At 46.5% G+C, this 14,973-nt stretch carries 14 protein-coding genes; 4 read left to right on the forward strand and 10 right to left on the reverse strand.

The window, feature by feature from the left end:
* Window positions 1–30: 30 nt before the first annotated feature.
* The 5 genes from JQX58_RS05045 to sdhC all read right to left on the reverse strand — a co-directional run bounded on the left by JQX58_RS05045 (window position 31) and on the right by sdhC (window position 6,428).
* Window positions 31–2,868, reverse strand: coding sequence for a 2-oxoglutarate dehydrogenase E1 component (locus JQX58_RS05045; RefSeq protein ID WP_204145707.1), 2,838 nt, complete (start codon window positions 2,866–2,868; stop codon window positions 31–33).
* 348 nt (window positions 2,869–3,216) lie between these two features.
* A complete protein-coding gene (locus JQX58_RS05050; protein ID WP_275412730.1) occupies window positions 3,217–3,921 on the reverse strand; it encodes a succinate dehydrogenase iron-sulfur subunit in 705 nt (234 codons plus the stop codon).
* Between the two features lie 12 nt (window positions 3,922–3,933).
* Window positions 3,934–5,706, reverse strand: a complete 1,773-nt coding sequence (gene sdhA / locus JQX58_RS05055; RefSeq protein ID WP_204145709.1) for a succinate dehydrogenase flavoprotein subunit — start codon at window positions 5,704–5,706, stop codon at window positions 3,934–3,936.
* A gap of 3 nt (window positions 5,707–5,709) precedes the next feature.
* On the reverse strand, window positions 5,710–6,057 hold the full coding sequence (sdhD, locus tag JQX58_RS05060; RefSeq protein WP_204145710.1) for a succinate dehydrogenase, hydrophobic membrane anchor protein: 348 nt from the start codon (window positions 6,055–6,057) through the stop codon (window positions 5,710–5,712).
* Complete coding sequence (gene sdhC, locus JQX58_RS05065; protein WP_204145711.1) at window positions 6,051–6,428, reverse strand: succinate dehydrogenase, cytochrome b556 subunit; 378 nt, start codon at window positions 6,426–6,428, stop codon at window positions 6,051–6,053. Before sdhC ends, sdhD begins: the two co-directional genes overlap by 7 nt.
* Window positions 6,429–7,000: 572 nt before the next feature.
* On the opposite strand from sdhC, the gene gltA reads away from it, so the two are divergent.
* Window positions 7,001–8,287, forward strand: a complete 1,287-nt coding sequence (gene gltA, locus JQX58_RS05070; protein WP_204145712.1) for a citrate synthase — start codon at window positions 7,001–7,003, stop codon at window positions 8,285–8,287.
* 82 nt (window positions 8,288–8,369) lie between these two features.
* Here the strand turns inward: gltA and JQX58_RS05075 are convergent, their stop codons facing one another.
* The gene (locus tag JQX58_RS05075) at window positions 8,370–8,600 is read right to left on the reverse strand and encodes a hypothetical protein (RefSeq protein WP_204145713.1); all 231 of its coding nucleotides are present in this window, start codon (window positions 8,598–8,600) and stop codon (window positions 8,370–8,372) included.
* Between the two features lie 11 nt (window positions 8,601–8,611).
* Complete coding sequence (locus JQX58_RS05080) at window positions 8,612–9,661, reverse strand: DUF2066 domain-containing protein (protein ID WP_204145714.1); 1,050 nt, start codon at window positions 9,659–9,661, stop codon at window positions 8,612–8,614.
* A gap of 121 nt (window positions 9,662–9,782) precedes the next feature.
* Between JQX58_RS05080 and purM the strand changes: the two genes are divergently transcribed.
* The 3 genes from purM to JQX58_RS05095 are packed head-to-tail and all read left to right on the forward strand — an operon-like array spanning window position 9,783 to window position 12,237.
* Window positions 9,783–10,838, forward strand: a complete 1,056-nt coding sequence (gene purM / locus JQX58_RS05085) for a phosphoribosylformylglycinamidine cyclo-ligase (protein WP_204145715.1) — start codon at window positions 9,783–9,785, stop codon at window positions 10,836–10,838.
* Window positions 10,835–11,488: a phosphoribosylglycinamide formyltransferase gene (gene purN / locus JQX58_RS05090; RefSeq protein WP_204145716.1), complete on the forward strand. Its 654-nt coding sequence runs from the start codon at window positions 10,835–10,837 to the stop codon at window positions 11,486–11,488. The genes purM and purN overlap by 4 nt, the downstream gene beginning before the upstream one ends.
* 17 nt (window positions 11,489–11,505) lie before the next feature.
* On the forward strand, window positions 11,506–12,237 hold the full coding sequence (locus JQX58_RS05095; RefSeq protein WP_204145717.1) for a DUF3108 domain-containing protein: 732 nt from the start codon (window positions 11,506–11,508) through the stop codon (window positions 12,235–12,237).
* 14 nt (window positions 12,238–12,251) lie between these two features.
* Here JQX58_RS05095 and JQX58_RS05100 read toward each other — a convergent pair whose 3' ends face one another.
* The 3 genes from JQX58_RS05100 to JQX58_RS05110 form a co-directional block, all read right to left on the reverse strand.
* Window positions 12,252–12,851 carry an NTP transferase domain-containing protein gene (locus JQX58_RS05100; RefSeq protein ID WP_204145718.1) on the reverse strand — a complete coding sequence of 200 codons (600 nt, stop codon included), beginning with the start codon at window positions 12,849–12,851 and terminating at the stop codon, window positions 12,252–12,254.
* The gene (locus JQX58_RS05105; RefSeq protein ID WP_239090144.1) at window positions 12,851–13,477 is read right to left on the reverse strand and encodes a helix-turn-helix transcriptional regulator; all 627 of its coding nucleotides are present in this window, start codon (window positions 13,475–13,477) and stop codon (window positions 12,851–12,853) included. The genes JQX58_RS05100 and JQX58_RS05105 overlap by 1 nt, the downstream gene beginning before the upstream one ends.
* Window positions 13,478–13,639: 162 nt before the next feature.
* A complete protein-coding gene (locus JQX58_RS05110) occupies window positions 13,640–14,971 on the reverse strand; it encodes an HlyD family type I secretion periplasmic adaptor subunit (protein ID WP_204145719.1) in 1,332 nt (443 codons plus the stop codon).
* Between the last annotated feature and the right edge of the window lie 2 nt (window positions 14,972–14,973).

Raw genomic sequence — 14,973 nt, forward strand, 5'->3', positions numbered from 1 at the left:
TTTTACCCTTATCTCTGACAGGCAGTGTTGCTAGCCGACAATTGCGTCGTTAACCAGCGCTTCTTGTTCCTCTACGTGTACCGACATGTAACCTGCAGCCGGAGCAGCAGATGAAATGCGGCCTGCAAATCGAATCTTAAGATCCGGGTACAGACGCTCTAGTACACGATTCATACGGTGGCGGTTTGCATGCCAAGCGCCTTGGTTCTTAGGCTCTTCTTGACACCAAACAAGATCTTCAACGTTTTTGTACTGTTCCAAAATGGCTTCAAAATCAGCGTATGGGAATGGGTACAGTTGTTCTAGTCGAATGATGGCCACATCTTCCTTGGCCAGCTCTTCACGACGATTGTATAGGTCGTAATACACCTTGCCACTACAGATAACTAAACGTTTAACATTTTCTGGTGAAATGTTATCGGCGGTTTCTGGTAGCACGGTTTTAAAGCTGCCTTCAGATAAATCTTCAAGTGTCGAAATCGCTTGCTTATGACGCAACAAACTCTTCGGCGACATGATGATTAGAGGTCGACGCATGGGTCGGATCGCCTGACGGCGTAAAATATGGAAAATCTGCGATGGTGTCGTTGGTACACATACTTGGATGTTGTACTCCGCACACAACTGCATAAAGCGCTCTAGACGTGCTGAAGAGTGCTCTGGACCTTGACCTTCATAACCATGTGGCAGCAGCATCGTTAGACCGCATAGGCGGCCCCACTTGTGCTCACCACTAGTGATAAATTGGTCAATCACCACTTGGGCACCGTTTGCAAAATCACCGAATTGCGCTTCCCACAACACTAATCCTTTCGGTGATGTGGTTGAGTAGCCGTATTCAAACGCTAATACAGCTTCTTCTGAAAGGTAAGAATCGTATAGATCCAATGTCGGTTGATCTTCCGACAAATGTTTCAGAGGAATATAAGTGCTGCCATCTTTTTGACTGTGGATGACCGCGTGACGATGCGAGAACGTACCACGACCTGAGTCTTGGCCTGTTAGACGAATTGGGTAGCCTTGCTCTAGCAAGGTAGCAAACGCCATCATCTCAGCATAACCCCAGTTGATAGGCATCGCACCGGCAGTCATTTTGTCACGATCTTCGTAGATCTTCGTAACCTGACGTTGAACAACCACACCATCTGGAATAGCGGTCGTTTTACGTGCCACTTCTTGCAGTTGCGCCAATGGGTAAGAGGTATCACCTTCGTGCGTCCACTCAACACCTAGGTAAGGCGTCCAATCAACAAACAACTCTGACTTAGGCTCTAAGACAAGGCTCTTCGCTACATGACGTGCATTATCTAGATCTTCTCGGTTCTCACTCACAAACTCATCAGATTCTTGCTGTGTGATAACACCCTGCTCTACTAAGAACTCTGCGTATTTTGTGCGTGTGGTTTTTAGCTTGCTGATGATTTTGTACATCAGCGGCTGTGTACCAGAAGGCTCATCCGTCTCGTTGTGACCACGACGGCGGTAACATACCATGTCAATTACGACATCACGACCAAACTCGTAACGGTAATCCAGTGCCAGCTGAGTAACAAATAATACTGCCTCAGGATCATCGCCATTAACGTGGAAGATCGGTGCTTGAATCATCTTAGCAACATCTGTTGCGTATTCAGTCGAACGTGAGTCTTCTTGACGGTTAGTAGTGAAACCTACTTGGTTGTTAACCACGATGTGCACCGTACCGCCTGTTTTGTAGGCACGTGTTTGTGACATCTGGAAGGTTTCCATGACCACGCCTTGACCAGCAAATGCTGCATCACCGTGAATGGAAATAGGGACAACCGTTTTACCCGTTTTGTCTTGACGACGATCTTGACGTGCACGTACCGAGCCTTCAACTACTGGCGATACGATTTCAAGGTGAGATGGGTTAAAGGCTAGCACTGTGTGTACTTCACCACCCGCCGTCATCACGTTCGATGAAAAGCCTTGGTGGTATTTTACGTCACCTGAAGTGTTAACCAGCTTTTTACCTTCGAACTCATCGAACAAGTCTTTCGGGTTCTTACCTAACGTGTTAACCAATACGTTTAGACGACCACGGTGAGCCATGCCGATGACAACTTCTTTAGCACCTAGTGCACCAGAGCGTTGAATCAGCTCATTCACCATTGGAATTAAGCTTTCGCCACCTTCAAGACCGAAGCGTTTCGCACCTGGGTATCGGCTGGCTAAGTATTTCTCTAGACCTTCAGCTGCCGTTAGACGCTCTAACAATGCTTTACGGGTTTCTTCTGAATACTCAGGACGCGAACGGACAGACTCCACACGCTGTTGCAACCAAGCTTTTTCTTGAGTGTCAACAATGTGCATGAACTCGTAGCCGATTGAACCACAGTAGGTCTTCTCTAACTCTGAGATCATGTCTTTAAGAGGCATGGCATCTTGGTTAAAGAAAAGAGAACCAGTATTGAATTGTGTATCAAGATCGGCACCAGTTAACTGGTGGTAGCTGAGATCTAAGTCTGCAACTTTGTCGCGCTTTTGAATGCCGAGTGGGTCCAGATTAGAATGCTGGTGGCCTCGTACGCGGTAGGCATTAATTAATTGAAGAACATTGATTTGCTTCTGCTCATGCTCTGAGCTGGTAGCAACACCTGAAGAAGCAGAAATGTTGCGGAACTTGTTTTTACCAAGTTCTAAGAATTGTTGTTGAATAACGGAATGTGGAAGATCGGTTGATTGTGCTTCACTGACTCTTGGCAACTGATCAAAACATTTTCGCCATTCTTCTGATACTGAGTTGGGGTCAACTAAGTAGCTTTCAAACAGCCCCTCAACATATTCAAGGTTGCCCCCTGAAAAGTGAGAAGTGCTCCATAGCAACTCCATCAAACTTTCATGCATTCTCGATCACCCTTTTATGTTCGAGCTAGCTATCACCTTATGGGATAACTCATGTTATGTCTTGCTGACTAGGCTTTTTCTGAAGCTGTCAGATTATTATTGCTTTCGCTGTGTACCACACTTAACAGTCCTATTTTAAAGCACGTTTGCTTTACTATTTCAGTAACAAATGGGGCTATTCAGTGTTTTTCATGAACCAAAATAGACAGTCATGAAAAATTAAATTCTTTGCAGTCCTTATTTATAAACGTGTCTCCTTACTGCACTGGAGAGGTGTTAAAGAGGCGAAAGATGTTCGCCTCTTTAACCATAGCGTTAAATACTAAAAACGCCAGTTGGACCAATCAATTAGGTCGCGCGCTGTAGCAACATAGTGCGAATGTTACCGATCGCTTTGGTCGGATTAAGTCCCTTAGGACATACATTTACACAGTTCATGATGCCATGGCAACGGAAAACGCTAAATGGATCATCTAGATCACTTAGACGCTCCTGCGTAGCAGTGTCACGGCTATCCGCCAAGAAGCGGTAAGCTTGTAAAAGACCAGATGGACCAACAAATTTATCTGGATTCCACCAGAACGAAGGACAAGCCGTAGAACAACATGCACACAAGATACATTCGTAAAGTCCATCAAGCTTCTCACGCTCTTCAGGGCTCTGCAAACGCTCAATCGCTGGCGCTGGATTATCATTGATCAAGAATGGCTTGATTTTTTCATACTGCTTGTAGAACTGAGCCATATCAACGACTAGGTCACGCACAACTGGCAAGCCAGGTAGAGGACGAAGCACTAGTTTGTTGTTTTTGGCTGCAACAGACACTGGTGTAATACACGCTAGACCGTTTTTGCCAGACATGTTCATACCATCAGAACCACACACACCCTCACGGCATGAACGACGGTAAGAAATACTTGGGTCTTGCGCTTTCAACAAGTTCAAAACATCAAGCACCATTAGGTCTTTACCCTTTGGCAGCTCGATTTCAAAATCCTGCATGTAAGGCGCATCGTCCTTCTCAGGATTGTAACGATAGATACTAACTAACATTGACATAACTCCTTAGTATGAACGAACTTTAGGTGGGAAAGCATCCATAGTTTTCGGCGCAAAGTTAACATCACGCTGGGTTACTTTCTTCTCAGCTGGGTGATACAAAGAGTGTTTCAACCAGTTTTCATCGTCACGTTCAGTGAAGTCATTACGAGCGTGGGCACCACGACTCTCTTTACGGAACTCTGCAGGAATCGCAGTTGCTTCTGCAACTTCCAACAAGTTTTCAAGCTCAAGGGCTTCGATACGCGCGGTATTGAAGGCTTGACTCTTATCCTCAAGGTGAAGGTTCTCAACACGCTTACGCAGCTCTTTAAGCTGCTCTAGACCTTTTTGCATAGACTCACCTTCACGGAATACACCGAAGTAAAGCTGCATAGTCTTTTGTAGGTCTTCGCGAACTTGGGCAACACTTTCACCGCCAGTGCTGTTATTCAAACGCTCCAGACGTGCCATCGCTTTCGCTACGTCTGTATCGCTGGCATCCAGTGACTCAAAACCTTCGTCTAAAGATTTCTTCACCTGAAGACCTACTGAACGACCAAAGACAACCAAGTCTAGTAGTGAGTTACCACCCAAACGGTTAGCACCGTGTACCGATACACAAGCTACTTCACCACAAGCGTAAAGGCCTGGAATAATCTGATCTTCACCGCTTTCCGTTTGAATCAAGGCTTGACCGCCAACGTTCGTCGGTACACCACCCATCATGTAGTGACAAGTAGGGATAACCGGGATCGGCTCTTTCACAGGGTCTACGTGAGCAAACGTGCGAGATAGCTCAAGGATACCAGGCAAACGTTTGTTCAATGTCTCTTCACCCAAGTGGTCAAGTTTCAACAATACGTGATCGCCATTCTCGCCACAACCGCGGCCTTCAAGAATCTCAAGAATCATAGAACGTGCTACCACGTCACGACCCGCAAGGTCTTTAGCATTTGGTGCGTAACGCTCCATGAAACGTTCGCCATCTTTGTTGATCAGGTAACCACCTTCACCACGACAACCTTCTGTAACAAGCGTACCCGCACCGTAAATACCAGTTGGGTGGAACTGCCACATTTCCATGTCTTGCATTGGGTAGCCAGCACGCAATGCCATACCGACACCGTCACCAGTGTTGATGTGAGCATTCGTAGTAGACTGGTAAATACGACCTGCACCACCTGTCGCCAACACAGTTGCTTTGGCTTTTAGGTAAACGGTTTCGCCAGTTTCGACACAGATCGCAACCACACCCACAACACCGTTGTCCGCGTTTTTCACTAGATCAACGGCATACCACTCGTTAAAGAACGTAGTACCGCCCTTCAAGTTGGCTTGGTAAAGCGTGTGCAGTAGTGCGTGACCAGTACGGTCCGCAGCAGCACAGGTACGAGCAGCCTGACCGCCCTTACCAAAGTCTTTTGATTGACCACCGAAAGGACGCTGGTAAATACGACCATTCTCTTTACGTGAGAACGGCAAACCCATGTGCTCAAGTTCAAACACCGCCTGCGGGCCAACTGAACACATGTATTCGATCGCATCTTGGTCACCAATGTAGTCCGACCCCTTCACGGTGTCGTACATGTGCCAGCGCCAATCGTCATTTGGATCTTCACTTGCAATGGCACAAGTAATACCACCTTGAGCAGATACTGTGTGCGAACGCGTTGGAAATACTTTGGTTACACAGGCCGTGTTAAGACCAGATTCCGTCAACTGAAGCGCAGCACGCATACCTGCGCCGCCACCGCCAACAACAATCGCATCAAAAGAAATCGTACGAATATTAGCCATTACTTACAGCCCCCAAAGAACCTGAACACCCCATACGACGTAGATAAACATTGCTAAGCCGCATAGAGATTGAAAGAAGAAACGAACACCAGTTGCTTTGATGTAGTCAGTAGAGACCGACCACAAACCGATCCATGAGTGAATACCAACAGATAGCAGCGCTAGTAGAGAGAAGATGCGCATTGCCGTAGTTTCGAACAAACCGCTCCACTGCTCGTAGGTAAGATCTGGATTCAGAACCAAGTAACCAATGATAAAAATACTGTAAACTGACAAAACCAACGCAGAGATGCGTTGCATCATCCAGTCATAAAGACCTGAACGGCCAAAACTAGTTATTTGAGTTACCATATCCACACCCCTGCTAATACGATTAGAACCGCAGCGATCACTAGGTTCGCTTTCGCCGCCATACGGCCACTTTCAAGTTCTTCAAAATGTCCCATGTCCATGAACAAGTGTTTGACGCCTGCTACGAAGTGGTACATCAGAGCTGACACAACGCCCCAGATAATGAATTTCGCTAGGAAGTTGTTTTGAAGTGTCTCAACGACTTGATCAAAACCTTCTTGCGAAGATAAAGACGTATCAAACGCGTAAAACAAGAACACCAACCCAATAAATAGGATGATCCCTGTCACACGATGAAGGATTGAGACGATTGCTGTTACTGGCATTGATATTGTAGAAATATCAAGATTGACTGGTCTTTTTTTATTCACGACTCTACACCACTTAAATTGATTGAATGGTCAATCACGACCCAAGTTCTACTTTTTCCGACTATACTCACTACTCATTTTAGCGACAGTTGGATTACATAGGCCTACGTGAAAATCCCATCGATTTGCAAGCGACATTGGCGAAAGCGACTCAAACTTGCCAATTACCCCCGACAAATCAATGAAATCATCGGTGCGCAATTATAGACCACGCAAAAAACTTAATACAAATAGACAGATTGTAGGGTTTTTGATGGTCATCATTCACAAAATGAATGCAGCCATAAACATAGACAATAATGGTAGAAAATTACAAAGGAAAGACACCCAATCAATGCCAATTAGTTTTTTTAAATCAGATACTTAAGAATTATTTATCACTATCAAGAAAACTTTAAGCCCTTGTTTTCGTTACAAAATTACAAAGAAATTAAAATGATTAGGTAAGCACTGAGAAAATTGTCTAATTGACTTTGCCTACCCTAAGACAGTATTTTTTCCGCACCTTCTGGGCCTGGAGAGCTAACTCAAGGCTCTTTGCCCCGGACCAGAGTACGAAGGAGACCTATATAATGGCTGACAAAAAAGCTCGCTTAACAGTAGACGGTATCGATCAAACGATTGAGCTGCCTGTACTTTCAGGCACAGCAGGATTCGACGCAGTAGACGTTAGAACCCTAGGCTCACATGGCGTATTTACTTACGACCCTGGCTTCATGTCCACTGACTCATGCGAATCTGCTATCACCTACATCGATGGTGAAGCAGGTGTGCTGCTACATCGCGGCTACAAAATTGCCGACTTAGCACAACATTCAGATTACCTTGAGACTTGTTACCTACTCCTTAAAGGAGAGCTTCCGAGCGCGGAAGAGAAAGCCGAATTCGTTGAAACCGTAAAAAATCACACCATGGTTTCACAATCGATGCAGAAATTCCTTGAAGGCTTCCGCAACGATGCTCACCCGATGGCCGTTATGGTTGGCTTAGTTGGCGCTATGTCTGCTTTCTACCAAGACCAAATGGACATCACCGATCCAAAGCACCGTGAAATCGCTGCGTTCCGCTTGATTTCTAAGATGCCGACACTTGCCTCTATGTGTTACAAGTACTCAAAAGGTCAACCGACCATGTACCCACGTAACGACTTAAGCTATGCCGAAAACTTCCTTTACATGATGTTCGCTACGCCGTGTGAAGACTACAAGGTAAATCCTGTATTTGCGAAAGCAATGGACCGCATCTTCATCCTTCATGCGGATCATGAGCAAAACGCTTCAACCTCTACAGTACGCCTAGCAGGCTCTTCAGGCGCCAACCCATTTGCCTGTATCGCTGCCGGTATCGCAACCTTGTGGGGCCCTGCTCACGGCGGCGCCAACGAAGCAGTATTGACAATGCTTGAAGAAATCGGTGACGAGTCTAAAATAGATGAGTACATCGCTAAGGCAAAAGACAAAAACGATCCATTCCGTCTAATGGGCTTCGGTCACCGCGTTTACAAAAACTTTGACCCGCGCGCCAAAGTCATGCGCGAGACATGTGATGAAGTTCTTGCTGAACTTGGCCAAGCAGACGACCCAATGCTTAAGATCGCCAAGCGCCTTGAGCAAATCGCACTGGAAGACCCCTATTTTGTCGAGCGTAAGTTATACCCTAACGTAGACTTCTACTCTGGCATCATCATGAAGGCCATCGGTATTCCAACGTCAATGTTTACGGTAATCTTTGCTATGTCGCGCACGATTGGCTGGATCTCGCATTGGAATGAAATGATCAGTGGCAATTACAAAATCGGTCGTCCTCGTCAATTGTACGTTGGCCACACTGAGCGCGATTACCCAAGCGACAAAAAATAGTTTCATCACCTATCTGTGATACAAAAAAAGCGGCTAATTAGCCGCTTTTTTATTACCACAATACCTATTTAATAAAGTCAGTTCACTCTTCGTCTTCATACTGGATTTCGGTGACCACTGGCGACCCGCATTTAACGCACTCACCTTCAATCCAAAAACGGCTTGATGTCTCAAACTCTTTTGGATTTTTCATCCCCAAATCCATTTCCTGACATTGGTTACACCAAGTCTGGCTCAAAAAGTCGTTTTGCTCCTCGACTGGACGCGCAAAAAAATCTTTTGCGACTGGAGTTTCTTCATTTGTATTGGTCATTAACCGACACCTTATTTTCTGTATTCAAAAACTGTTAAGCGATTGGCATCAGGATCTAACGCACTGACCTGCTTACTACGCAGCACGGTATTTAATGCCACACTATTGTTAAACTTGGCCGCAGTACCATCTAGCGACAAGATAAATTCCACCTTATCCTCAACGACTTTAGCCAGCTGCACTTGGCGTACAATACTCAGGTCACTCAAGTAACGCGTCACCTTGGCTATATCTTGGTAGCTATGTATCCCATCGACACGAATTTGCATAGCATCCGGATCACCGCTAGCACGAGTCGCTGCGTATCGCTCTGAGAGTCTGGATGCTAACATAGCTGCCACTTGACCCATACCTTCAGACTTCGATGCATCACTAACAGAGCTCAAACGCACGCTTTGCTCGGGGTATAGCAACATACTGTCAAATACGTATTCCCCTGAGTATCGTCCGATGCGAACAACGGCGATGACATCCGTGTCGTAACGCTGACTGGCGTCACGAATTTCCTCTTGAAAGAAACCCCATAGCTCGCTTGAAGGCAGCTTAGTACGGTCGCTGTTATCGTCTAATGGCGCGTATACAGGCAATCCAAGCGCACCGGCACGGTCAAAAAACCCAGATAACGTACTGGAAGAACGTTGCGAACCGTAGGTCACTCGCCCAGCATCACTCTCTTCAACCATCCACACCAGCACACTAGGACGATTCGCCCCCCAAACCGGTAGGTTAGATTGGTATAAATAATTGTTAATGGATTCTTTATAAAAGGTCACATGAACGCGCTTGGCATCACCGCCCGCGATGGACTCTACGGAATGCTGAGCAACCCAAGAAGCGGCTTGGCGTTGTGCCTCGGACAGCACACTGGAAGATATAGCACTTGGCTGACCACTAACACGCCCTAATACCTGCTCCACGGTTTGCGAGAATGCTTGCTCTAGTAAGGCGGAATCATTATCAGCGTCACGAATTTGTACCGTTGCACTGTAAAGGTTAGACACTTGTGCACCAAAACTTAGCGGCGCCATCATCAATGCCAATAAAAATAGAATTTGCCTCAAAACTGTCCCCTCATACAAAGTATTGCGCCTATTCTACTGTCTTCTATGCAAAGAACCATAGCCCTTATTTCCCACTGTGGTAAAATGCATTTTTTTCCCACACCATGATAAGGCTTAGGCAATGACCGATTCGAATAAAACCTCGATCAGTTACAAAGACGCAGGCGTCGACATCAATGCGGGCAATGAGCTCGTAGAACGCATCAAAGGCGTTAGCAAAAAGACACGTCGTCCAGAAGTACTTGGCGGCTTGGGCGGCTTTGGCGCCCTAACTCGCCTACCACAAAAGTACAAAAATCCTATCCTGGTATCCGGAACTGACGGCGTTGGCACAAAATTACGTCTCGCCATGGATCTAAACAAACATGACACAATCGGTATCGACCTTGTGGCTATGTGTGTCAATGATTTGGTCGTTGCCGGTGCCGAGCCTCTGCTATTCCTAGATTACTATGCAACAGGCAAACTAGACGTAGACGTCGCTGCGGACGTTGTTACCGGTATTGGCGAAGGCTGTCTACAGTCTGGCTGTGCGCTAGTTGGCGGTGAAACAGCTGAAATGCCTGGCATGTACCACGATGGCGATTACGACCTTGCAGGTTTCTGTGTTGGCGTCGTGGAAGAAGACGGCATCATCGATGGCTCTAAGGTAAAATCAGGCGACACTTTGATCGCACTTGGCTCATCAGGCCCGCACTCTAACGGTTACTCTTTGATCCGTAAGATCTTAGAAGTAAGCAACGCCGACCTTAACGAAGAGATCGACGGTGTCGCTCTTAAAGACGCTTTGATGGCGCCAACTAAGATTTACGTTAAGTCGATCCTTAAGTTGATGGAAACAATGCCCGTCAACGCGCTAGCTCACATCACTGGTGGTGGCTTACTTGAGAATATTCCGCGCGTGCTACCGGAAGGTTCAGCGGCCTACATTGATGCTGCAAGCTGGACTCGCCCTGCTGTATTTGATTGGCTACAAGAGCAAGGCAACGTTGAGCAAGAAGAAATGTACCGCGTGCTTAACTGCGGTGTCGGCATGGTGATCGCAGTTGATGCAGACAAAGCCGAGCAAGCCCTACAAGTACTTCAGAGCGAAGGCGAGCAAGCATGGGTCATCGGTGAAATTCGCAACAAGACAGATAAAGAAGTCATCATCTCTGACCTAGAGGCGTCTGCATGAGCTTCCCCGTCGTTGTTCTAATTTCAGGCAGCGGCAGCAACTTGCAGGCTTTGATCGATCAAAGCCTGCAAGGTGATCTTGATATCGACATCAAAGCTGTCATTAGCAATAAAGCGTCGGCTTTTGGTCTAGAGCGCGCGAGCAAAGCTGGCATTCCAACACACAGCCTTGATCACAAGCAATTTGAATCACGTGAAGCGTTTGATCAAGCACTGATGCAGGTGATTGATCAGTACCAACCCAAGCTAGTGGTGCTTGCAGGTTTTATGCGCATCTTGACCGAGCAATTTACTCGTCACTATGAAGGACGCATGCTTAATATTCACCCCTCTCTACTGCCTAAGTATAAAGGGCTGAATACCCACCAACGAGCACTTGAGGATGGCGAAACAGAGCATGGCGTTTCAGTCCACTTTGTTACCTCGGAACTTGATGGCGGTGCAGTAGTCTTACAAGCAGCCACTGACGTTCAAGCTGACGATACCGCAGACTCACTTGCGCAAAAAGTTCATACTCTTGAACACATCATTTATCCATTAAGTGTAAAGTGGTTTAGTACAGGACGCTTAACACTTGAGAACGGAATCGCTAACTTAGATGGTCAAGCGCTACCCACGACAGGTATGCGCTACCACAATGCATTAACTTAGCAACAGGAAGTATTATTATGGGCATTCGCCGGATTATTGTCGCTGCAACACTCGCCATTCCCACTCTGCCCATAATTGCCGACTCGCCGTCACCTGCTCAAGCACCCGCGGCGAGTTTTTTCCAACCTTACCAAGCCACTTACAGTACGACTTGGAAAAAAGGCATCAGCATTAAAGTAGAAGGCTCACAAACACTAAGCCAAACCAGTGCCGATCAATGGCGCTTTAAATTTTACGCCGACACCTTCTTTGCTACGCTTTCAGAGCAAAGCACCTTTACCCGACAAGCATCACAAATACGTCCGCTTTCTTACCATTACCAATCCAGTATTTTAGGTAAGAAAAAACAAGCCAAGTTGACCTTTGATTGGCAAGCAATGAGTGTTTTGAATGACGTTAAGCAGAAGCCTTGGCGTATGGACATTACCGATCAAACACTCGATCGCCTAAGCATGCAATTGCAGTTACGCTATGACCTCAAAGCCGATCCAACAGGGAATTTTGCTTATCACATAGCAGACGGCGGCAAACTCAAGACCTATGCATTTGCAGCACAAGGCCATGAACAGATTGACACCCAATTGGGGAAGCTGGACGCCATCAAAGTCATTCGTACTGATAACGACTCAGATAAACGTAGCTCCTATTTTTGGTTTGCCCCAAAGTACGACTTTTTGTTAGTCAGAATGGAATACCACGACAAAGGCGAATCCTACACTCTCGATCTTGAGAAGATCGCTCTCAAGTAGCACTAAAGGTAGTGCTACTTCGCTGCTTGTAGTTGGTGGCTGTAATTAAAGTTGTCAAACTCGCTTTCCACATCCCAATGGACCGCGTGACAGCCAATTTCACGATAAAACTTCATCACACCATGGTGTTCAGCAGTGTGCAAAAACGCTCTAAGTGATGCCTGTAATGACGCTACAGGCAAGATGGCATGTAAAGGCTGAGAACCGGAGACAGTAGACAAGTAGTGAATTTTATCAGAGCAGGCTTCAGCACTAGCAATTAGCTCAACGAGCGCTGCACGAGAAAGCTTAGGCGTATCACATGGCAACACTAGCATATGCGAACTATGTACATATCCCAGCACCGCCAAAAGACCACCTAGCGGACCGACTCCCCCCAAACATTCATCGTCTGGTACAACGCAGTCAGCCATTTGGCGGTAGCGATCAAGATTGCGATTGGCACTAATAACAAGAGACTCACTAAGTGAGCCGGCCAAAGACAGCATATAATGTACTAATGGGCGGCCTTGGTAGATCTGCAAACCTTTATCAACGCCCCCCATTCGCTGTCCTTCGCCACCTGCGAGAATGACGGCAGTAAGAGTTATATCGGAGTAATGAGAAACCACCACTAATGTGCCATCAACTGATCAGGAGACTGAGTTTCATCGGCTGAGCCATGGGACTTAATATGCTGCTGTACTAACAAAGCTAGCGCTAGGCGATCTTTTACCGCCAGTTTTTTATAAATAGCAGTCAAATGGGCCTTAACCGTACGTTCAGTGATATTCATCTGTGTTGCAATCACCTTATTGGAAGACCCTCGAGACACCAACAACGCCACCGCATTTTCACGCTCAGACAGACTCCCTAATTCATCCTGTTCCCAATGTTCCTCAGGAATATTCTTTGCAGACTGAGCAATTAAGCTTTGAATGAACTCTTTTCCGCCCCAAATCTCACCCGATTCCACTACCGACATAATAAGAGACAACTGCTCCGCCTTAACAAATGGAGGGCATTGGGCATTAACGCCCGCTGACAGCATGCGAATACCAGCCGTTTGGCTACGTAAGTAAGGAAAAGCGATAATATTAAGGTTGGCGTGCGCATTTCTAAGCGCCACCACATCTTCTACTTTTCTGGAGAACTGCGCTTCATCAAGATAAACAAAGCAGTAGTCATATGGCTCCTTGGCTAACTGATCTAGCGTTTCCTGCTGACCTGTTGTGCGCGTCAACTCCGCTCGACCACTCAAGACATTGCACCAGTGGAGCCATACTGATTCATTAACGTTCCAGCACAATATTTTCACGATAGATGTATCCTTAAGACTGTATACTTTGATGTTAGCGCTAGCCCTAATTCTTCCCTGTAATGTTTTGTAACAAAAGCATGTTTAGCAACGGAATTTATGTAACTACCGCTCTCTTAAAGCGTTTTGTTTTGCCTTAAATATTGGTTTAAGAATATAGTCAATAATAGTCTTTTTACCAGTAATGATATCCACTGATGCCTGCATACCTGGGATGATTGGCAGAGGATTAGCCTCACTACCTAGATAACTTTTATCAGTACGAACACGTACGACATAGAAACTGTTACCCTCTTCATCCACGATAGTGTCTGCCGAGATCGTTTCAACCGACGCCTCAAGGCCACCATAAATGGAGAAATCGTAGGCGCTTAATTTCACAACAGCTGGCAAATCCGGCTTAATAAAGCCAATATCCTCTGGCTTGATGCGCGCTTCAATCAACAGCGAATCTTCGATGGGCACCACTTCCATTAAATTCATACCAGGGCGAATCACTCCACCGACCGTATTGATCTCAATTTGCTTCACCACCCCTTTCACTGGCGAAGTCACCAAAGTACGATTCACCTTATCCTCTAAGGAGACGCTAGCCTCACGGATGCTGTCTAAATCGGCACGCACATCTGTCAATTGCTCTTGTGCTTCAGCCCTGAACTTCGCTTCACTTTCTTCTAATTTGGTTTGTGCCTCAACCAATGCAGAGCGCGCTCGCGGTAGGGCCAAGCGTGTCGCCTCAAGCTCCCCTTGTAGCTGGTTAACCTGGCGCTCCAACTGCAGTAACTCTACTCTTGATACCGCCCCTTGCGCAAAAGCCGGACGTGTTAAACGTAGCTCTTCACTGGCCAACTCGTAACTGCTGCGCAAGTTGCTCAATTTGGCCTCTTGCTCAACAATTTCTTGGCGGCGCTGCTGAACCTGCTGTTCAAAAATCGCTTGGTTAGCAGCAAGAGAAGCTGCACGGTTATCATACAGATTCGTTTCACGATCGATTAGGTCTTGATAATCTTTGGTGAGCCTATCAGGAAAGTCAGGCGCCTGGCCGTTCGCTTCGGCATATAAGCGCGCCGCGCGAGCCAACAAATTCATCTCTTCGGCTTGGCGCTCACGCAATGTTGATAAAGCCTCTGTGTTTTCGATCGTCATCAACAAATCACCAGCTTCAACACGCTGGCCAATGCGCACATTAATCTCTTTTAGAATGCCGCCTTCAAGGTTCTGAATAACCTGTACTTGGCTGGAAGGAATGACCTTACCATCACCGACCGTCACCTCATCCAGCTCGGTAAAATAGGCCCAAATTAGCGCACACACAACAAACAGCAAGACACACCAAAGAATGATGCGCCCACCACGTGGGGTTTTCAGCATCAGGGCTGCATTACGATCACTCAAAAAGCTGAGATCTGATTGTGCTACTGAAGTATTTTTACTCATTG

The sequence above is a fragment of the Marinomonas ostreistagni genome, from assembly GCF_016888445.1.
In the GTDB taxonomy this organism is placed as follows: Bacteria; Pseudomonadota; Gammaproteobacteria; order Pseudomonadales; family Marinomonadaceae; genus Marinomonas; species Marinomonas ostreistagni.